The 19790-nt window shown below is 65.3% G+C and carries 15 protein-coding genes; 3 read left to right on the forward strand and 12 right to left on the reverse strand.

Going from position 1 to position 19790, the window contains the following annotated elements:
- Positions 1–34 precede the first annotated feature (34 nt).
- Complete coding sequence (locus ACIGKQ_RS07650) at positions 35–1051, reverse strand: Gfo/Idh/MocA family oxidoreductase (RefSeq protein WP_396573012.1); 1017 nt, start codon at positions 1049–1051, stop codon at positions 35–37.
- 187 nt (positions 1052–1238) lie between these two features.
- Here ACIGKQ_RS07650 and ACIGKQ_RS07655 point away from each other — a divergent pair, with 187 nt between their 5' ends.
- Complete coding sequence (locus tag ACIGKQ_RS07655; protein WP_235725120.1) at positions 1239–2711, forward strand: sugar porter family MFS transporter; 1473 nt, start codon at positions 1239–1241, stop codon at positions 2709–2711.
- Positions 2712–2930: 219 nt separating this feature from the next.
- Here ACIGKQ_RS07655 and ACIGKQ_RS07660 read toward each other — a convergent pair whose 3' ends face one another.
- Both ACIGKQ_RS07660 and ACIGKQ_RS07665 read right to left on the reverse strand, forming a co-directional pair.
- Positions 2931–4178 (reverse strand): DUF222 domain-containing protein, encoded by a 1248-nt coding sequence (locus tag ACIGKQ_RS07660; protein ID WP_396573015.1) that lies wholly within the window; start codon positions 4176–4178, stop codon positions 2931–2933.
- Positions 4179–4465: 287 nt separating this feature from the next.
- Positions 4466–5368 (reverse strand): LysR family transcriptional regulator, encoded by a 903-nt coding sequence (locus ACIGKQ_RS07665; protein WP_235725122.1) that lies wholly within the window; start codon positions 5366–5368, stop codon positions 4466–4468.
- Between the two features lie 91 nt (positions 5369–5459).
- On the opposite strand from ACIGKQ_RS07665, the gene ACIGKQ_RS07670 reads away from it, so the two are divergent.
- Positions 5460–6728 (forward strand): MFS transporter, encoded by a 1269-nt coding sequence (locus tag ACIGKQ_RS07670; protein WP_396573017.1) that lies wholly within the window; start codon positions 5460–5462, stop codon positions 6726–6728.
- Between the two features lie 42 nt (positions 6729–6770).
- Here the strand turns inward: ACIGKQ_RS07670 and ACIGKQ_RS07675 are convergent, their stop codons facing one another.
- The 9 genes from ACIGKQ_RS07675 to hpf form a co-directional block, all read right to left on the reverse strand.
- Complete coding sequence (locus ACIGKQ_RS07675; protein WP_235725039.1) at positions 6771–7970, reverse strand: fatty acid desaturase; 1200 nt, start codon at positions 7968–7970, stop codon at positions 6771–6773.
- 69 nt (positions 7971–8039) lie between these two features.
- Entirely contained in the window at positions 8040–9362 is a 1323-nt protein-coding gene (locus tag ACIGKQ_RS07680) for a fatty acid desaturase (RefSeq protein ID WP_328712908.1), read from the reverse strand.
- 155 nt (positions 9363–9517) lie between these two features.
- Positions 9518–10591: a GNAT family N-acetyltransferase gene (locus ACIGKQ_RS07685; RefSeq protein ID WP_396573094.1), complete on the reverse strand. Its 1074-nt coding sequence runs from the start codon at positions 10589–10591 to the stop codon at positions 9518–9520.
- Between the two features lie 131 nt (positions 10592–10722).
- Complete coding sequence (locus ACIGKQ_RS07690) at positions 10723–11844, reverse strand: ferredoxin reductase (protein WP_287016820.1); 1122 nt, start codon at positions 11842–11844, stop codon at positions 10723–10725.
- 94 nt (positions 11845–11938) lie between these two features.
- Complete coding sequence (locus ACIGKQ_RS07695) at positions 11939–12505, reverse strand: DUF6912 family protein (RefSeq protein ID WP_396573020.1); 567 nt, start codon at positions 12503–12505, stop codon at positions 11939–11941.
- A 100-nt stretch (positions 12506–12605) separates the two neighbouring features.
- Entirely contained in the window at positions 12606–14114 is a 1509-nt protein-coding gene (locus ACIGKQ_RS07700) for a wax ester/triacylglycerol synthase domain-containing protein (protein ID WP_235725035.1), read from the reverse strand.
- A gap of 81 nt (positions 14115–14195) precedes the next feature.
- On the reverse strand, positions 14196–14741 hold the full coding sequence (locus ACIGKQ_RS07705) for an Rv3235 family protein (RefSeq protein ID WP_396573022.1): 546 nt from the start codon (positions 14739–14741) through the stop codon (positions 14196–14198).
- Between the two features lie 87 nt (positions 14742–14828).
- Positions 14829–17675, reverse strand: a complete 2847-nt coding sequence (secA, locus tag ACIGKQ_RS07710) for a preprotein translocase subunit SecA (protein WP_396573024.1) — start codon at positions 17673–17675, stop codon at positions 14829–14831.
- Between the two features lie 124 nt (positions 17676–17799).
- Positions 17800–18603: a ribosome hibernation-promoting factor, HPF/YfiA family gene (gene hpf / locus ACIGKQ_RS07715; protein ID WP_396573026.1), complete on the reverse strand. Its 804-nt coding sequence runs from the start codon at positions 18601–18603 to the stop codon at positions 17800–17802.
- Positions 18604–19060: 457 nt separating this feature from the next.
- On the opposite strand from hpf, the gene ACIGKQ_RS07720 reads away from it, so the two are divergent.
- Positions 19061–19762: a ComF family protein gene (locus ACIGKQ_RS07720; RefSeq protein ID WP_235725028.1), complete on the forward strand. Its 702-nt coding sequence runs from the start codon at positions 19061–19063 to the stop codon at positions 19760–19762.
- Positions 19763–19790: the final 28 nt, after the last annotated feature.

The following is a 19790-nucleotide window of genomic DNA, read 5'->3' on the forward strand; positions in this document are numbered from 1 at the left end:
GTGAGTCACACGGCAACTGGGCGTTGACGACCTGTCAAAGTCGGACGGTGTCACCCGTTTCGGAGCTGCGGCGCGCGGCGTCGAGTACGTCGAGCACGGCAATCCCCTCCGACGCCGGTACCGGCTGCGGACCTCTGCCGTCAACGGCGGCGGCGAACTGCCGGTAGTACTCGTCGTAGCGACCCTGTGCCGACGGAATCGTCATCGACCCCTTTGCCGTCGACAGCACGCCGAGGCGATCCTGGCGTTCGTAGCCCCAGGAGTCCAGGTTGTCGGCCGGCCGCAGACCTTGCTTGATCTGATCGGTCTGCACATCTGTGCCGTCGCTGACGTAGCTCCCCGCAGACCCGTAGATACGCCACTGACGTGCCGCCACGTGATTGATCTTGCTGGCACTCACCGTCGAGTGAACACCGCTCAGATGGTTCAACGAGACCGCGAATCCGCAGTCGGTACGACCCTCGGGCTGATCCACGACATCCAGATGCCCGTACACCGTGGCCGCAGGACCGAACAACGTCAGCATCTGGTCGACGAGGTGCGCACCGAGGTCGCGAAGCAGTCCCCCACTCGGGCCGGCATCGAGACTTCCGGGTTCGTCGAGATCGAACCGCGACTCGCAGCGCCAGATATCCCCCAGGCTCGGTAGCACTTCGGCGACTGTCGCGATGTCGGTGTCCCAGCGGCGGTTGTGGAAGACGCTGAGCAGGACGCCCGCCGACTCGGCTGCCGTCGCCAGTTCGCGCCCACTTGCGGCATTTGGCGCGAAGGGTTTGTCCGCGATGACGTGCACTCCTCGGGCCACCGCCTCGAGCACCAGATCGCGGCGGGTGTCCGGAGGCGTGGTGATGGTGACCGCGTCGACCCCGGAATCGAGCAAAGCCGAGAGTGAATCGAAGGTCGGGACACCCGGCAGATCCCCACTGACCTCGCGGCACCGTTCGGGGCTACGCGTGACCACACCTGCCAGTTCAATCTCGGGCACCGCCGCGATATATGGCGCGTGAAAGAGTCGTCCACCCGCTCCGTAGCCCACCAATCCCAGCTTCATTCGACCCTCCATCATGTCCGGACAAATATCAGGGCCAACCGTATCTATCCCGCACCATGAGGATCAATACCTTTATCAACGGAAAACCTTTGACCGTTTGTTAGGACATAGTCGAGATATGGGTTACGATCGCTTGTGACCGCCATCACGAGCGCCGGTCGACTGTAACGCAATAGAGGAGCCCCCCATGTCCACCACCGACAGTTCGGACCTGGTCAACGAGCGAAAAGCCCTGCCACCGCTGGGCACCGGCGCCTTCCGCAGGCGCCTGCACGCAGTGGCACTGATCGCGACCCTCGGCGGTCTGCTGTTCGGCTACGACACCGGCGTCATCAATGGCGCACTCGAGCCGATGAAAGAAGATCTCGGACTCACCGCATTCACCGAGGGTGTGGTCACGAGCTCGTTGCTGTTCGCCGCGGCGTTCGGAGCCATGATCGGCGGCCGCCTCTCCGATGCATGGGGACGCCGTAAAGCCATCATGCTGCTCGCCGTTCTGTTCTTGATCGGCGCGTTGACCTGTGTCGTCGCCCCAGGCTTCGGGGTGATGGTATTCGGCCGTATCGTTTTGGGCTTGGCTGTCGGTGCGGCCTCAACGGTGGTGCCGGTCTACCTCGCCGAACTGGCACCCTACGAGATCCGCGGGTCACTTGCGGGCCGCAACGAGGTCATGATCGTCGTCGGCCAGCTCGCCGCTTTCGTCGTCAACGCGATCATCGGCAATATCTGGGGCGAGCACGACGGGGTCTGGCGCATCATGCTCGCGGTGGCCGCACTCCCCGCGATCTGCCTGATGGTCGGGATGATGCGGGTACCCGAGTCACCGCGATGGCTGATCGCCCAGGACCGCCGCGACGAGGCGCTGAAAGTTCTGTCGACCATCCGCACGCAACAGCGCGCACAGGCCGAGGTCGACATGATCAGCGAGATCCACGACATGGAGAAGGACCGTGTGCGCGGCAGCTGGTCCTCCATCCGGGACAGTCGCTGGGTGCGTCGCATCATCCTGGTCGGTATCGGATTGGGCGTGGCCCAACAGCTCACCGGCATCAACTCGATCATGTACTACGGCCAGTCGGTCCTGAAGGAAGCCGGGTTCGAGTCGAACGCGGCACTCATCGCCAACATCGCGCCCGGTGTCATCGCCGTGGCCGGTTCGATCACGGCACTCTGGCTGGCCCAGCACATGAACCGCCGGACCACATTGATCATCGGCTACAGCCTCACCACCGTCTGTCATTTCCTCATCGGTATCGCGTCGATCATGTTGCCCGTCGGTAACCCGTTGCGGCCCTATGTGATCCTGATTCTGGTTGTGCTGTTCGTGGGTTCGATGCAGACATTTCTGAATGTCGCCACTTGGGTCCTGCTGTCGGAGATCTTCCCGTTGCAGATCCGCGGTTTGGCCATCGGCATCTCGGTATTCTGCCTCTGGATGGCCAACGCCTTCCTGGGGTTGTTCTTCCCCACGCTGGTCGAAGCCATCGGCATCACCGGAACGTTCTTCATGTTCGGCGTCGTCGGCATTTTCGCGATCATCTTCGTCTACACCCAGGCTCCCGAAACCCGCGGGCGCACATTGGAAGAGGTGGAAGATGACGTGACCACCGGCGCAATCTACACCCACCACCTCCGGGCCAAGTCCGCTCCGCACAGCTGAGCCGGGCGAGCGTAGACCGCCGACGGGATGCCGGCTTGCGGTGTCGCGTACCGCGCACCACCCTGGTTGGCGTGCAACTGTGGTGGCCGTCGGGTACGCGACACCGTTGCGGCGCCGTTGTTTCACGCTATGGAGTTTTCAAGGGACGGTTGCGGTCCCGACCGGGGTCGGGTGCGTGGGAAGACGTGGCTGCGTGACCTACTCGCCAGTCAGCGTGGCTCAGGCGGCGGCGGGTAGGTTGTCGAGGTTGAGGGTGCGTCGGTTGTAGGCCGGTATCGGCCGACGTGTCGGGTCGACAGCGGCGGGTGGGATGAGCCAGGGATGTCGGTCGTGACCCATGATCACCTCCCAACCGTTGTGGTGGATGTCGGCATGACACGACGGGCACAGCAAACATCCGTTGTCCAACACCGTGATTCCACCATCAGCCCAATGGACAATATGGTGGCCCTGGCAGCGAGTGGCCGCCACGCCGCATTTGATGCAACACTCGTCGCGTTTGTGCAACGCTTTACGGAGATGGGCTGGGAACAGGCGTTTGTCTTTACTCATCTCCATCGGCACCGCCTCACCGTCGACGATCGCGACGGTCGCGGTGCTGTCACAGGTCAGGGTGCGCAGCATGGCTTCGGTGAGTGAGCCCATGAATGGTAGTTCGGCCAGATCCGGGGTATCGGCGGGCACCGACACCAATATTTGGTGACGGGGTGCCGAGGCCGCATCGCCACTGCGGGCAGCGATATCCAGCAACGCTTCGAGGGCGTCGGCATGCCGGCGTTCGGGGCTGCGGGCATCCGGTGAGCCGTCAGGTTCGGGGCGGGGTGCCGCCAACTCTTCCATCGCAGCCGAGAACTTCTCGCCGACTTCGGTGTTGAGGTCGGCGCGCACCTGCAGCCGTCCGTCACCGTCGACATCGTGGGTGAGCGCATTGAGGTTGCGGTCCTCGGATGCCGGTAGCCCACCGGTGTCGGCGGCCACCTGGTTGCCCAGACGACGCGCACGTTTACCGATGTCGGCGGGCGTGGCGCCGGAAAAGAAGTGCGCGAGAAGTTCGGTCACGATACTTAGACGCGCTACATCGTCGATCGGTTCCGCCGATCTTTTCCCGACATGATCGACCCCTTTACCCACCGCGTCCACATGTTCGGCCGAGATCGCCCCATCGGCGGCATGCGCGCCCAGAGTGGGGAGCTGCTCACGGGCGGTGGCGATACGGATCAGACGGGACGCCACCGCCGGTGCCAGGCCCATCACGATCAACAACTCACTCAACTTGCGGCCGTGGTCGCGGGCCACACCGAGGCGGTCCAGATGGCCGACCACCGTCGCGGCGTGATGGTCGATCAGATTACGCAACGTGACCAGAGCGGTCATCGCATCAAACGCTGCACGCCCCGACATATCGGCGCCCAAGTGCAGGTCACGAACAGAATCAGTGATGGTGGTGAGATCCCCCGAAGCTCCCATGACTCCACTATGGTCGAACACCAGTTCGATGTCAAGGAGTTTCTTGAAAATAGTGCAGAAGATTTTTCTGCGGGCGGGGGTGGTTTCGATACGCGGCGGGCTCGCAAGCTCGCACGCCGCTACTCAACCAGCGACAGGAGGGGCGTCACGTAGGACGGGCGCCGCTACTCAACCAGCGACAGGGTCGGCGGGCTCGTACGGCGTTACTCAACCAGCGACGAAGGGCAGGCTGGGGAACACGTCCGGCGTCTTCGGAATTGGGGTGGCGAAGCCTGATCTGGATGCGTTCACGGCGGCATTTGCGTGATGCTCCGGAGCGGGCGTGCCAACTCCAGCACGGTTTCCAACACCGACCGCGCGGCCTGCGACGGTACCCGAGTCGACGAGTACGCGATGGCGATGTCCCACATCAGCGCGGTGTCCGAACACGGCAGTATCGCCGCACCGGACTGCATCCGGGCCACACTTAACGGAACGAGCGTCACGCCGAACCCCTTGACGGCCAGACTCATTCCGAAGAACTGATCGGCCACCTCGATCACGGTCCGGCGGTTCGGGATCTCCCGATCGACGACGGCCCGAGTCCCCCATCCCGGCGGGTAGTCGATCATCCGTTCCTCGGCGAGATCGGCAGTGGTGAATGATCCTCGTTGCGCCAACCGATGATCGCCTGCACACACCAAGACCAACGGCTCCTGCGCCAGCCTGTGCACGGCCAACCCCGGAAGCCGATCGGGATACGAACCCAGAAAGGCCAGATCCAGGGTGCCGGCGCGTACGCCGACGATGTTGCCCGCGGTGCCGCGCGGGTTCTGCCGCATCGCGATGGTGATTCCGGGATGGCGACGGTGGATCTCGGCGAACGCCTCGGCCAAGTCGATCGCGACGACGTTGACGAGTGCACCCACGGCCACCTCACCGCGGATGTCACCACGCACACCGTCGACCGCGTCGAAGACATCAGCGCGTGCCCGCAATGCCGCGCGTGCCGGACCGACCACCGCCCGGCCCGTCTCGGTGAGCACCAGCACCGTCGGGGTCCGGTCGAAAAGCCGATCCCCCACCTCTCGCTCCAACTTCGCCACCCCGGTCGACACCGCCGACTGCACGACGTTGAGCGATCGGGCGGCCGCGGTGAACGTGCCCTGGTCGACGCACGCGAGGAAGTACTCCAGATGTCTCAGTTCCACTGATGAATCCTCCCGCGTCCATCTCGATTTGCGATGTATACATCAGAATCTATCGCTTTTCATGAGACCGGTGCCGCACGATGATGAAAACATGTCCGCGACCGCCACCACACCTGCAACCACTACGCGATTGAGCCGAATCGTGGTGTTCCTGTTCGCGGTTACCGCCGGGTCATCGGCCGGGTGTCTCTATTACCTGCAGCCACTGCTGCATGAGATCAGCATCGACCTGTCCGTCTCGACGGCCACCGCAGGCCTGGTCGTGGCCATCACCCAGATCGGTTACCTGATCGGTCTCGCCCTGGTGGTGCCGTTGGGTGACTTCGTCAATCGACGGCGATTGGTGACGGGTCTGCTCGCGGTCTCATCTCTGGCTCTCGTAGGTGCCGGCCTGATGCCCGGGTACGCGGGCCTGTTGGTGATGGTCTTCGTCGTCGGGGTGTCGGCGTCAGCGGCGCAGGTCGTGGTGCCGTGGGCGGCCGCCATCGCCGGACCGGGAGAACGTGGCACGGTCGTCGGGCACGTGATGAGTGGCCTGCTCATCGGCATCCTGCTGTCCCGCGTACTGAGCGGCATCGTCGCCGAGGTCGGCGGATGGCGAGCAATCCTGTTCGTCGCCGCGGCATTGCAGCTGACGATGGCCGCCGCGGTCGGATTCCGTGCACCGACTGGGCCCGCCGAGGCGACGGATACCTCGGCGCACTATCTGCAGGTGCTGCGCTCGATTCTCACCCTGGTGCGGCAGCAGGAAGTGCTGAGGCACCGAATGTTGCTGGGCGGTTTGAACATGGCCGCTTTCAGCGCGATGTGGACGGCCATCGCGTTCCTGCTCGCCGGCGGCGGCGCGTCGGGTTACAACTACTCGGAGGCCGTTATCGGACTGTTCGGTCTCGCCGGCGTCGCAGGTGCACTGGCCGCGCCGGTGGTGGGCACGATCGCCGATCGCGGCTACCTCCGGCACACCCAGTACGCCGTCTGGGCCGTGCAGATCCTGAGTTGGCTGCTGCTGTGGGCAGGTGGCCACAACGTGATCGTCCTCGTAATCGCGCTACTGGTGTTCGATTTCGGCGTACAAGGGGTGCAGTTGGCCAATCAGACAGGGGTGTACTCGCTCGACGACACTGCCCGGTCGCGGCTGACGACCGCCTACATGGTGTCCTACTTTGCCGGCGGCGTGATCGGGTCGTCGGTGGGTGCATGGGCCTATCAGGTCGGCGGATGGTCGCTCGTGTGCGAGCTCGGGATCGGCTCTGCGATCATCGGTTTCGTCGCCTGGACGGTGTACGCGCGGTCTGAGCGCAACCACCCGGTGCAAGGGGTGTCGGCGCATGCGCGGCTGCGGGGGTTGGCCTGCCGCTGATCGAGTAGCCACCGAGCCGCTAGGCGAGGCGGCGTATCGAGATCACCTACGCGACAGCTTGTTGCGCTTCAAATCAGCGATGGCGGACTTGAGCCCCCGGGTACGCGCCATACCCGCGAAGCGACGTTCGGACGCGGTTTCGGGGGCGTCGTCGGCGGTGTCGCGCAGGAATCGGTCGGGCAGCGCCAGTTTGTTGATCGTGCGCAACGTCTTCATGTACTGCACGAACAGCGACCCGGTGGTGTACGGCAGGTCGTACTTGTCGCACAAGGCACGCACGCGTTCGGCGATCTCGGCATAGCGGTTGCTGGGCAGGTCCGGATAGAGATGGTGCTCGATCTGGTAGCACAGGTTGCCGCTCATGAATGCCATCGCCGGTCCGGCGTTGAAGTTGGCGGTGCCGAGCATCTGCCGCAGGTACCACTGCCCCGGCGTCTCGTCGTCGAGCGATTCGGTGGTGAATTTCTCTGCGCCGTCCGGGAAATGGCCACAGAAGATCACCACATACGCCCACAGGTTGCGAATGACGTTCGCGCTGAGATTCGCGGTTAGCGTGTGCCGCGCATTCGGTCCGGTGAGTACCGGGAACAGGACATAGTCCTTGGCGACTTGCCGACCGATCTTCCGCAGGAACAACGTGATCTGCGGGATCGCCTCCTCCTTGGACTTCTTTCCCGCGATGACGTCCTTGAGCGCCAGATCGTGCAGCCCGATACCCCATTCGAAACTCAGCGCCAGCAACACGTTGAACAGCGGCTGGAAGGCGCGGCGCGGTTCCCAGGGCTCGTCCCGGGTGACCCGCAGGATCTTGTAGCCCACGTCGTCGTCCATGCCGACAACGTTGGTGTACTTGTGATGGATGTAGTTGTGCGAGTGCTTCCAGTGCGGGGACGCGCACACCATGTCCCACTCCCACGTGGCGGAGTGGACCTCGGGATCGTTCATCCAATCCCATTGCCCGTGCATCACATTGTGCCCGAGCTCCATGTTCTCGATGATCTTCGACAGGGCCAGCGACCCGGTGCCCAGCCACCACAGCGAACGCTTGTGGCTGCCGAACAATGCGACTCGCCCCACCACTTCGAGTGCTCGGTGCGCGACAATGGTGCGCCGCAGATAGCGGACATCGCGAAGCCCCCGATCGGCTTCGATCTCGCGTCGAAGCGCATCGAGTTCTGCGCCGAGCGCCTCGACGTCCGCGTCGGTCAGATGGGCATACTCATTGATGTCGGTGATGGCCATTGGTCCCCATTATGCCTGCGCAGCCGCGCCGACCGCACGCCCGACCCCACGCGGTCGGGCGCGTTGGGCTCACGCTGCCCGGCGTTGCGGGGTCGACGTCGCAACGCTCGACACCGAACGGTCGCGCCGCCGACCACGCTTGCGCAGTGCAGCGATGGCGGTGCGTAAACCGCTGCGACGTCCACTGACCGGATCGACCGTGCCCTGCAGGCGTGCACCATCGGCCAACTCTGCCTTGAAACGCCACTCGGACGCCGTCTCCGGCGCGTCATCGGCGGTTGCCGACAGATACTTGTTCGGCAACGACAGCTTGGCGATCGTCCGCCAGGCCTTCGCGTATTGCACGGGAAGTGAACCGGTGGTGTAGGGCAGATCGTATTTCGCACAGAGCGCCTGCACGCGCACCGAGATCTCCGGCAGTCGGTTGCTCGGCAGGTCGGGGAAGATGTGGTGTTCGATCTGGTAGGAGAGGTTGCCACTCATGAAGGCGAGCACCGGACCGGAGCGAAAGTTGGCGCTGCCCAACATCTGCCGCAGATACCACTCCGCCTGGGTTTCGCTGTCGACGTCCTGCTTGGTGAACTTCTCCGCACCATCGGGGAAATGGCCGCAGAAAATGACCGCGTTGGTCCAGACATTGCGGATCACGTTGGCCAGGGCATTCGCCGACGCCGCCTTGCCGAAGGCACGGGCGTAGCCGGTGCGATGTCCCGTCGCCGCGCTCACCATCGCCGGATACACGGCGTAGTCCTTGGCGATCTGCTTGCCGACCTTCTTGCCGACATCGGCGAGGTCACGCTGGAATTGTTCCTTGGCCTCGGGCGTCCGACGCTTCTTGCCCAGCTCGAGATGCTGCACGGCGACGCCCCACTCGAACAGCAGTGCGAGGATCGTGTTGTATGCGAGGTTGCCCAGGTAGAAGGGTCGCCACCGCTGATCGCGGGTGACGCGGAGCAGGCCGTAACCCACATCGTCGTCCATCCCGAGCACATTCGTGTACTTGTGATGGATGTAGTTGTGGGTGTGCTTCCAGTGCGCGGACGGGTCGGTGTTGTCCCACTCCCAGGTGGTCGAATGCACCTCCGGGTCGTTCATCCAGTCCCACTGACCGTGCATCACATTGTGGCCGAGTTCCATGTTCTCGACGATCTTCGCGACGCCGAGCGCACCTGCTCCCGCCCACCACATCGACCGCTTGGTGGAGCCGAAGATCAACGCGCGACCGGCGAGCTCCATGCCGCGTTGGAAGCGGATCGTGTTCCGGATGTAGCGCGCATCGCGCTCGCCGCGATCGGCCTCGATGTCGGCGCGGATGGCGTCGAGTTCGCGGCCGAGCGCTGCGACGTCGGCGTCGGTCAGATGGGCGTACTCGGGAATGTCGCTGATCGCCATGAGCCCTCCCGGGTGTAGTCGAAGACCTGTGTGGTTTGGCCGGAGCACCGACCTACCATTCCGTAACCTACGCAAGCGTAGGTTAGCCGGAGCCGACGTGTCCACCCCTTGCCGATGTCAGGGCTCGATTGTGACCGAGCGCACTCTGTGCGCGGTCAGGCGTCGTCGCGCAGCAGTTCGTAGCCGACGAGATCCTCGAGGCGCCCCGCGGAGCTGGCGGCGAGCGGTTGGGTGCCGAACTCGCGCAATCCGGCCCGCCGCGCCAACGCTTTACTGCCCTCATTGGAATCGGCGGCGAACATCGTCATCCGGCGAATGTCGAGGACATCGAAGCAATGGCGGACGGCCGCCGGAAACGTCTCGCCGAGGACTCCGCTGCCGCGGGCATCCGGATGGGTGTAGAAGCCGATCTCCGCCCCGGTGACAGGGCTGATCTCGAATATCGAGATGTCGCCCAGATAGTTGTCGGTCTCGAGGTCGGCAACCGCCCAGGTACAGGTCTCCCCGCGTGCGGCGGTCCACCACTTGCGGGTGCGCTCCGCGGCGGCATGCTCGATCAGCAGCGGGTCGGGGCGCCCGAACAGGTACTTGCGCGAGACCGGGTCATCGAGGGTCTGTCGAATCCGCTCGTCATCGGCCTCGGCGAGTGGACGTAGTCGGAACCGATCGGTTTCAAAAGTGGTTGCGCGCCAAGTTGATTTGGGCGCGAAGTCGTCGCCGGCACGCCACTTCGCACACCACGCGTCGACCACTTTGCTGTTCATCTCAAGCCAATCCGGGATCTTGGCGGTGAGTGTGAAACCGCAGCTGTGCGCCGTCCGGAGACTCGCGAGGTTCCCTTCCTCGGCCTGCCACCGCACCACCTCGATATCCCGGTGGGCGACGGCGTACTCGATCGCGAGGATGATCGCTCGACGGGCCAGCCCCCGACCGCGCGCATCCGGATGCAGGACGAAACCGATCTCGCTGATGCGACCGGAACCGGTCAGATCGACACTGCCGATGAATCGCCCCTCATACTCGATCGCCCAGGTCATCGCCTCGCCGGACTGCCATCCGGCCCGCGCCCCGGCAATATAGCGCTCGGCATCGGTGCGGCCGTAGGGCGAGGGCATCCTGGCCCACCGCATCGTCAGCGGGTCCGTCGCGTACTCCACGACCCGCTCCGCATCCGCGGACGAATGGGCCCGCAGCGTGACGACGTCGTCGGACAGGACCGGCACTTCCATGGTCTGGGTCAGCTCAGCGCGCACGCGGATCTCCTCCGTGGTCGACTACTGCCGTCCTGACGAGCCTAACGCCATCCGGGCGCGACGCCGAGTCGAAACCGAACTCGCCCGCAGGTCCGAACCGGCGCGTCTCACACGTCGAGCGTGCAGTCCCCGGCCGCGACGCTGACGCAGGTCTGGATCCGCTCACCTTCCACGTGTTCGACTCCGGACCGCAAGTCGCGGACACACCCTTGATCCAGCATGACCACGCAGCTCTGGCAGATCCCCATCCGGCAACCGAAAGGCATCAGCACCCCCGCCGATTCACCCGCCTCGAGCAGCGTCGTCGCGCCGTCGGCCTGCGCGACCGTACCCGACCGACCGAAGGTGACGTTTCCGCCCCGCGCGCCGACCGCGCCGCGTTCAAGCGCGAACCGCTCGATATGCAGTGCGTCATCGACGCCGGCATCGGCGAACATGGCCTGCACCGAGTCCAGGAACCCGGCCGGGCCGCACGCCCACGTCTGCCGCTCGCGCCAATCGGGCACCACCGTGGCCCATCGATCTCCGGTGAGTTGCCCGACGCTCCGCGTGTACTGCACATGCAGATCGATCAGGCCGTCGGCGGCGAGCCCGGCGAGTTCATCGGCGAACAGCAGATCGTCTTCGTGGGGCACCGAATGCACCAAGCAGATGTCGGCGCGCTGCCCGCGATGTCGGATGGTGCGCAGCATCGACATGATCGGGGTGATCCCGCTTCCGGCAGTGGCGAACAGGATCTTCGACGGCAACGGCTCGGGCAGCACGAACTCGCCACGGGGCGCCGCGAGTCGGACGACGGTACCCGGACGCAGACCGGTCACCAGGTGCGAGGACAGGAATCCCTCGGGCATGGCCTTGACCGTGATGGCGATGATCCGATCATCGCGACCGCCCGCGGTGACCGGGACCGACGTCAACGAGTAGGAGCGCCACGTCCAGCGCCCCTCCATGCCGACGCCGATGCCCACGTACTGTCCCGGCTGATAGTCGAAGGAGAACCCCCACCCCGGCCGGATGCGGATGGTGGCCGAATCCTCGGTCTCGGCGGTCACGGAGACGACCTTGCCGCGCAGTTCCCGAGCCGACCAGAGCGGATTCGCCAGATGCAAATAATCGTCGGGCAGCAGCGGCGTGGTGATCCTGGCGACCGCGGCGCGCGCCCACTGCGCAGCCCGGCTGCGTGCGGCGACCCCCGCCACCGGCTCTTCGAAACGCTCGCGCCAGCCCACCTGCGCACCACCTCACCCGTGACCGACGATCACGCTCGACACCCGACAACCTACGGTTCCGTAGGTTACGCGACCGTTGGCGGGCAGCCAACCGTCACAGAAGTTCGAGCAGGAACGGCAGCTCCTGAGTGGCATACCAGGCAAGGTCGAAGTCCTCCACGTCGCCGACCGCGAGCTCGGCGTCCTGGTCACCGAGGTCGGCGGCATCGATCACCACCGCCGCGGCCCGCACCTTGTCCTCGGCTTCGGCGACGTCGACGTGCACCGAGGCGATGTCACGCAGCGCCACCGGCCCGGAGATGCGAACGACCGCGTCGTCGAGTTCGGGATGCAACGTCACGTCGGCGACATCGGCAGCCACCACCACGCGACGCGGCGGAAGTCTCGGCGTGTCCCCCGGTTTCGTGGTGCGCTCGTCGGCTGTCAGGTCCGCATCGGCGGCGTCGTCGCCGGGTTCGGGAGCCTCGCCGGCGAGTAACCGCAGCGAGGCGCGCGCAGCCTCGCGGATGGCCACCTCGGCGAGTTCCTCGTCGTCACCGGATACGAACGCCTCGCGCAGGGTCGGGGTCAACGCGAAGCCGGTACCACCGACCGCGCGGAACTCGCCGACCTCGTTGAGCTCCATCAGCATCGCCAGTGTTGCCGGCAAGTACACCCTCATCCGCACCATCCCTCAACCACATCGGCACCCCGCTGTCAGATCAATCCAACACCCTATCGGCTCGTCGGCGCCGGCCCCGGTGGGCGGCCGACCCAGCGGATCACTTGGTGGCCAGGAGCTCCTCATATGCCTCGGTCACATAGTCGGTCATCGCCGGCAGATCGTTCATGACCCCGCGATCGGCGATGAACGCGAACTCCAGGTTGTCGCGGTAGTCGGTGATGCTGATAGCCAGCGCCCGCTGGGCCATCAACGTGGGGATCATGTACATCTCCGACACCGGGCACCCGTCCACGAACTTGTCGGCGACCGGCGATGTCCCCATCCCGACCGGCACGTTGTAGGCGCGGCGGTTCAGGCTGCGGAAGGCGCGCGAACTCAGCTCGGGAAAGGGCACCACACCCAATTCGGACAGGATCGGTTGCGGACCCATCGACAACCGTCGCGACGACTGCGAGTACCGATTGGCCAGGCCCGCCACCTGCGCCAGTCGCACCGCCGGATTGTCCTCCCCGACGGGCAGGTCGGTGACGAAGCTCGGTTTGCCCACGGCGATCCAGCGTGCCTCCGAATCGAGACGTCGCTCCACCCCCGGGTCACGCGCCGACAGTGGGAGCACCACGCGGACGGTGTCGGCGACGTTCACCGACTCGTCGAAGGACAGCATCCACCGGCGCATCACACCCGAGATGATCGCCAACTCCACATCGTTGACTGTGCAGTCGTAGCGGTCGGCGATCTTGGCGCATCCGCGACGTGGAACCGACGCCACCGCGAAGATCCGGGTAGACGTGGTCGAGTTGTTGAGTGGGCTCGAAGGAGCCGAGTCGGAGAGTTGCTGGACGATGCTGCCCACCCGGCGCAACGCGTCCTCGGCAGTGGAGCGCACCTCGGCGACCACCGAGTTACCGTGCATCAACGAGTCCAACAGATCGCCGGGCCGGGAGAACGCCTCGGCCACCGCACCCACCGCCAGCGACACCGAACCGGGCGGCGCTCCCGGCATCCACAGGTCTTCGGCGAGCGCTTCGACCTCCGGCTGTTCGTCGCAGATCGCCTCGCTGATCTCGAGCGCGGCCTCGTCATCGACCAGACATCGGTGGGTCTTGGTCAGAATTGCCTGTTGACCGTTTGGGAGTCCCTCGATCAGGTACATCTCCCAGAGCGGCCGGGTCCTATCGAGTGGTCGCGACATGACCCGCGCGATCAGATCCTGCAGCTGCGCGGTGTCCCCGGGGCGCGGCAGGCCGGAGCGGCGGATGTGGAAATTGATGTCGAAATCAGGGTCGTCGACCCACACGGGGCGGGCCAGCCCGAGGGTCACTTCGCGCACCACCTGCCGGTACCGGGGAATGGACTGCAACCGGTTCTCCACCAGCGCGACCAGGCTCGGGTAGTCGAGTGTCCGGGTGGTGGAGCCGCTGCGCGCAGATTTCTTCGCCGACCCGGATCTCGCGCCGTCACCTGACTGCTGTTCGGCCGCCGCAGTCGTGCCCGACTTCTCCGATTCGCCCGCGTCAACGATCAGCAGCGCTCCGAGGTGAGTCGTCGAACCCGTCTCGTCGAGGAAATAGAACATCGCTTCGCGCGGGGACAGCCGGTTGACCACGAGTGTGATCTTAGTGGTGCTGTCGGTGAGTTCGTCCGGACTGTGCTTGCTCGATCGGTGAGTCAGGTCGGGCAACGGACATCAGACCAGCGTGAAAGCAACCAGTTGCCAACGATATTCCGCGGCGCGGGTCAGCACCGGGTGTCGCGGGCCGGGCGTGGCGCGCACACGACACGGCAGCTGCTCGATGCGTGCGGCGAACGCCCGCACACGCATCCCGCGACGATAACTACCGAAGATCTCGGCGGTGCCGGGGCTGAGCATCTGCACGTGCACACGACGCAACGTGGCGGTGTCGCCGGCCACGCCACCGGGTGGTGTCAGGCGGATGAGCGCGGCGACCTGATCGATGAGATGCGCGGTTGCCAGCCCCTCGAGATGTGCCACGGTGCGGCGACGGTCGATGACCTCGAGGACCAGGGTGATGGTGCGGATGGCGTGTCGTCGGGCGTCGACTGTCGCCTTCGACAGTGCCCGACGCGGCCGGCGGGTCGGCTCATCGGGCACCGCGCCGGGCGCCGTGGCGGGCGCGCTCGTGTCGGGAGCGCCGCCAGGGACCTCGTCGACGGGACGGGCCGGCGGCTCATAGGGCGGTGCGGGTCGGATCAGGACTCGAGAGGGCTCCATATGAATCGGACGCATCAGCGTGCCGGCCGGTTCCGTTTCCGCAGCAAATTTCTCGACAAATCCGCTGTCGCAGAACTCGGAGAAGCGTCAGCGACGCTTCTTCTTGGACTTCGGCGGCTTCTGCCGAGCGCCCTTGACGCTTTCTCGCGCGGCCGCGCGGCGTTCGCGACGCGTCGCCGAGACCAACGCCGGATCGTCGAGCTCCTCCTCTGCGGAGTGCACTTCGGTTCCGCCGCCCTCGGAGGGACCGGAGAATGTCATCGGCACCTCCGGCTGCTCCACGCCGACGGCGCGTAGCGCCGGAGGAACCTGCTTCTCGGGGGTTTCCGGCTCCTGCGTAGCGCTGCCGTTCGCGGCCGCAAAGTCGGCGACCTCGGGCGACGACAGGGTCGCCTGCGCGCCCGGCACGGGGACTCGTGGCGGGGCCTGCTCGGTCTGCACCTGGACGTTGTAGAGGAAGCCCAGTGCCTCTTCCTTCAGACCGTCGAGCATCCCGTGGAACATGTCGAAACCCTCGCGCTGGTACTCCACCACCGGATCGCGCTGGGCCATCGACCGCAGATGGATACCCTCGCGCAGATAGTCCATCTCGTAGAGGTGGTCCTGCCACTTGCGGTCGAGCACGGTGAGCAGGATGGTGCGTTCGAGCTGACGCATCGCGCCTTCGCCGGCGATGGACTCGATTTCCTTCTCCCGGGCCTCGTAGGCCGCGCGTGCGTCGCCTACGAGTACGTCTTTGAGCTCCTCGGCGCTGATGTCGTCGCGTTCGCCGAATTCGTTCTCGCCAACGACCTCTTTGGGATCCAGCTGGATCGGGTACAGCGTCCGCAACGCCGTCCAGAGTTCGTCGAGGTCCCAATCCTCGGCGTACCCCTCGCCGGTCGCGCCTTCCACATACGCTCCGACGACGTCGTCGATCATCGTCTGGACCTGTTCACGGTGGTCTTCGCCCTCGAGGATGCGGCGGCGCTCGGAGTAGATCACCTTGCGCTGCTCGTTCATGACCTCGTCGTACTTGAGGACGTTCTTACGGACCTCGAAGTTCTGCTGTTCGACCTGGGTCTGCGCGCTCCGGATGGCCTTGGTGACCATCTTCGCCTCGATGGGCACGTCATCGGGCAGGTTGACGCGATTCATGATCGACTCGAGCGCGGCGCCGTTGAAGCGACGCATGAGTTCGTCACCGAGCGAGAGGTAGAAGCGCGACTCCCCTGGGTCACCTTGACGGCCGGATCGACCGCGCAGCTGGTTGTCGATACGACGGGACTCGTGGCGTTCGGTGCCCAGCACATACAGACCACCGGCCGCGCGCACCGCCTCGGCTTCCTCGGCCGCGGCCGCCCGGGCGACCTCGATGGCCTCGGGCCATGCGGCCTCGTATTCGTCGGGTGTGTTCACCGGGTCGAGCCCGGCCTTGCGCAACCGGGTGTCGGCGATGATGTCCGGGTTGCCGCCCAGCACGACGTCGGTGCCACGACCGGCCATGTTGGTGGCCACGGTGACCGCACCGGTACGGCCGGCCTCCGCGATGATCTGGGCCTCTTGCTCGTGGAACTTGGCGTTGAGGACGTTGTGCGGGATTCCGCGCTTGGTGAGCTGGCGCGAGAGGTACTCCGAGCGTTCGACGCTGGTGGTACCGATCAGGACGGGCTGCCCCTTCTCGTGGCTCTCGGTGATGTCGTCGACGACGGCGTCGAACTTGGCCTCTTCGGTCTTGTAGATCAGATCGACCTGATCCTTGCGGATCATCGGCTTGTTGGTGGGGATCGGCAGCACGCCGAGCTTGTAGATCTGATCGAACTCGGCGGCCTCGGTCTCCGCGGTTCCCGTCATGCCGGCGAGCTTGTCGTACATGCGGAAGTAGTTCTGCAGGGTGATCGTGGCCAGCGTCTGGTTCTCGGCTTTGATCTCGACGCGTTCCTTGGCCTCGATCGCCTGATGCAAACCTTCGTTGAATCGCCGTCCGTCGAGCACGCGGCCGGTGAACTCATCGACGATGAGCACGTCACCGTTGCGGACGATGTAGTCCTTGTCGCGATGGAAGAGCTCTTTGACCTTGATGGCATTGTTCAGGTAGCTGACCAGTGGGGAGTTGGCCGCCTCATACAGGTTGTCGATGCCGAGTTGATCCTCGACGAACTCGACGCCTGCCTCGTGCACGCCGATGGTCTTCTTCTTGATGTCGACCTCGTAGTGCACATCCTTCTCGAGCAGCGGCGCGATCCGCGCGAACTCGACGTACCACTTGCTCGATCCCTCGGCGGGACCGGAGATGATCAGTGGGGTACGGGCCTCGTCGACCAGGATGGAGTCGACCTCGTCGACAATCGCGTAGTTGTGGCCGCGCTGCACCAGATCGGGCAGCGAGTGGGCCATGTTGTCGCGCAGGTAGTCGAAGCCGAACTCGTTGTTGGTGCCGTAGGTGATGTCGGCGGCATAGGCTGCGCGGCGCTGCTCGGAATTCATGCCGGTCAAGATCACCGCGGTGTCGAGACCGAGGAACCGGTGTACGCGGCCCATCCACTCGGCGTCGCGCTTGGCGAGGTAGTCGTTGACGGTGACCACATGCACACCGTCGCCCGATAGCGCGTTGAGGTAGGCCGGCAGCACACAGGTCAGCGTCTTGCCCTCACCGGTCTTCATCTCGGCGATATTGCCGTAGTGCAGGGCCGCGCCGCCCATGATCTGGACGTGGAAGTGCTTCTGTTCGAGCACTCGCCATGCCGCCTCACGCGCCACCGCGAACGCCTCGGGCAGCAACTCGTCGAGCGAGGCGCCGTCGGAGATGCGCTCCTTGAACTCGTCGGTCTTGGCCCGCAGTTCGGCGTCGGTCAGTGCCTCGACCTCGTCGGAGAGAGCCTCGACGTGCGACGCGATCGCATCGAGACGCTTGACCATCCGGCCTTCACCGACGCGCAGCAGCTTGTTCAGCACCGTGGATCGAGTCCCTCACTCTTGTCGACAACACACGAAATCCGGCCTGCAACGCAGTACAGGCCGGATTCCATGGTACTCAGGTCGCCTTAGTGCAACCTGATCGGTGTCGGGCTGATCGATGTCAGGCCAAACGGATCAGACCGTAGTCGAAGGCGTGGCGCCGATAGACGACCGACGGCCGGTCGGTTTCCTTGTCGTGGAACAGGAAGAAGTCGTGTCCGACGAGTTCCATTTCGTAGAGCGCGTCGTCCACCGACATGGGGACCGCCTCGTGCTCCTTGACGCGGACGACCTGACCTGGCTCATGGAGTTCGACACCGTCATCCCACTCCTGAGCGTTCGGATCGGCGCCGGCATCGGGTTGGGCAGTGAGCTGGCCATCACGAAGCGGGGGCGCGCCGATCTCGGTGGCCTCGGCCACCGACAGCGGACGGCGGTTGCCGTAGGACACCCGACGGCGGTCCTTCACCCGACGGAGCCGGGATTCCAGTTTGTCGAGCGCGGCCTCGAGGGCGGCGTAGAAATTCTCTCCACACGCCTGGGCGCGTGCCTTGGGGCCTTTGCCCACCGCGGTGATCTCGACCTGTTGGCAGACCTTGGACTGTCGCCGATTGCGTTCGTGGTTCAGTTCGACGTCGAAACGGAAGATGGACGGATCGAAACGTTCGAGTCGGGCGAGCTTGTCTCCGACATAGATTCGGTAATGGTCTGGGATCTCGACGTTGCGTCCACTGATGTCGACCTTGGCATTGGGTTCGGCGGGTTCGTCGGCGGCGACGGAGCCGGCAGGTCGGACGAAGGCAAAACTGGGATCGAAGGCCTCGTCTGAGGTCGGACGGGCCTGCTTGGAGTCCGGGGTTGATTCGGGGGCTCGTTCACCGACCTTCGACTCGCGATGGCCTTTGCGGTGGATGACTGTTGACATAAACAACTACCTCCTTGTGGTGGTTCCCACCCGAGGACCGCAGTGTCACGACGCGACCTGATCCGATCCACCGGCACAGGCGGCCTGATGCCGCTGGTGGAGGACGCCGATCAGGGTGTACCACTCACGTTTCTGCCGCCGGGCGCAGAACCCACGGCAGGAGAGGCTGGACAGCGACGTCAGACTCGTTGTCGCGCTGACACCTTCGTCGTCGGTAGGGAATCGAGTCCATGCCAGCCGACGGCTGACACTCAGGGGCAGGGGCCTCACCTCCTCGTGAAAAGCGGTGGCTACCTGTTGTGCCTTCGACCGTAGCCGGAAGTTCGCCTACTGGCCACGTTTCCGGGCAACAGACGCGTGTCACGATTGTCCACCGGCGATTCGGTGCATCCCCAGATCTGTCGTCCCCGCCTCGGCCGGCCCCGCGACGATCCACGACCCCGGTCATACTCGACCGATGACCCGATGGCGCCCCGGCCTGGCCGGCCATGCCGCCGACGTCGCGCGCGCCGGGGTCGATCTGATGATCCCGACACACTGCGGCGGGTGCGATCTCCCCGGCATCGCGTGGTGCGCGCAGTGCGCGGCGACCCTGGCCGACTCCCCGGTGCGGCTCGAGCCCCGGGTGAAGGTCGGCGTGCCGGCATGGGCCCTCGGGCGTTACCGCGGGCCACACCGGGCCGCCCTGATCGCGGTCAAGGAGCACGGTCGTCGTGATCTGGTCGAGGAGCTCGCCGATGCCTTGGCGCGGGGGCTGGTGACGCTCGCCCAGTGGGGTGAGATCCCCGACCGCCACACGTTGACCTTGGTTCCCGCGCCCACCCGCGCCGCGTCGGCACGACGTCGGGGTGGAGATCCGGTGACCGCGATCGCCCGAGCCGCCGCTGTGCGCCTCGGACCCCGGGTGCGGGTGGCGGAGTTGCTCGTGACGGCCTCGCGGGCGCGGGACTCGGCAGGCCTCGATGCACGTGGACGGGTGGCCAATCTCACCGGCGCCGTCCACATGCGGCGCCGGACGCGGACCCGGCCGCTGCCCGGCGGAACTCTGGTGCTCGTCGACGACATCCTCACCACCGGCGCCACCGCGGCCGAGGCGTCGCGGGTACTGTCCACCCACGGCCTGCGCCTGGCCACGGTCGTCGTGATCGCCGGCGCCTGACATGCTCCCTGAGCCGGGAGGTGTGTCA

It is taken from the genome of Gordonia sp. NPDC062954 (genome assembly GCF_044543825.1).
Classification (GTDB): domain Bacteria; phylum Actinomycetota; class Actinomycetes; order Mycobacteriales; family Mycobacteriaceae; genus Gordonia; species Gordonia tangerina.

Excerpts from the sequence above, each read along its gene's own strand:
- ACIGKQ_RS07695 (WP_396573020.1), bottom strand. The coding sequence starts at position 12,505 with ATGAGGGTGTACTTGCCGGCAACACTGGCGATGCTGATGGAGCTCAAC.
- ACIGKQ_RS07680 (WP_328712908.1), bottom strand. The coding sequence starts at position 9,362 with ATGGCGATCAGCGACATTCCCGAGTACGCCCATCTGACCGACGCCGAC.
- ACIGKQ_RS07675 (WP_235725039.1), bottom strand. The coding sequence starts at position 7,970 with ATGGCCATCACCGACATCAATGAGTATGCCCATCTGACCGACGCGGAC.
- ACIGKQ_RS07650 (WP_396573012.1), bottom strand. The coding sequence starts at position 1,051 with ATGAAGCTGGGATTGGTGGGCTACGGAGCGGGTGGACGACTCTTTCAC.
- ACIGKQ_RS07670 (WP_396573017.1), top strand. The coding sequence starts at position 5,460 with ATGTCCGCGACCGCCACCACACCTGCAACCACTACGCGATTGAGCCGA.
- ACIGKQ_RS07660 (WP_396573015.1), bottom strand. The coding sequence starts at position 4,178 with ATGGGAGCTTCGGGGGATCTCACCACCATCACTGATTCTGTTCGTGAC.
- ACIGKQ_RS07720 (WP_235725028.1), top strand. The coding sequence starts at position 19,061 with ATGACCCGATGGCGCCCCGGCCTGGCCGGCCATGCCGCCGACGTCGCG.
- ACIGKQ_RS07705 (WP_396573022.1), bottom strand. The coding sequence starts at position 14,741 with ATGGAGCCCTCTCGAGTCCTGATCCGACCCGCACCGCCCTATGAGCCG.
- ACIGKQ_RS07685 (WP_396573094.1), bottom strand. The coding sequence starts at position 10,591 with ATGGAAGTGCCGGTCCTGTCCGACGACGTCGTCACGCTGCGGGCCCAT.
- ACIGKQ_RS07655 (WP_235725120.1), top strand. The coding sequence starts at position 1,239 with ATGTCCACCACCGACAGTTCGGACCTGGTCAACGAGCGAAAAGCCCTG.
- hpf (WP_396573026.1), bottom strand. The coding sequence starts at position 18,603 with ATGTCAACAGTCATCCACCGCAAAGGCCATCGCGAGTCGAAGGTCGGT.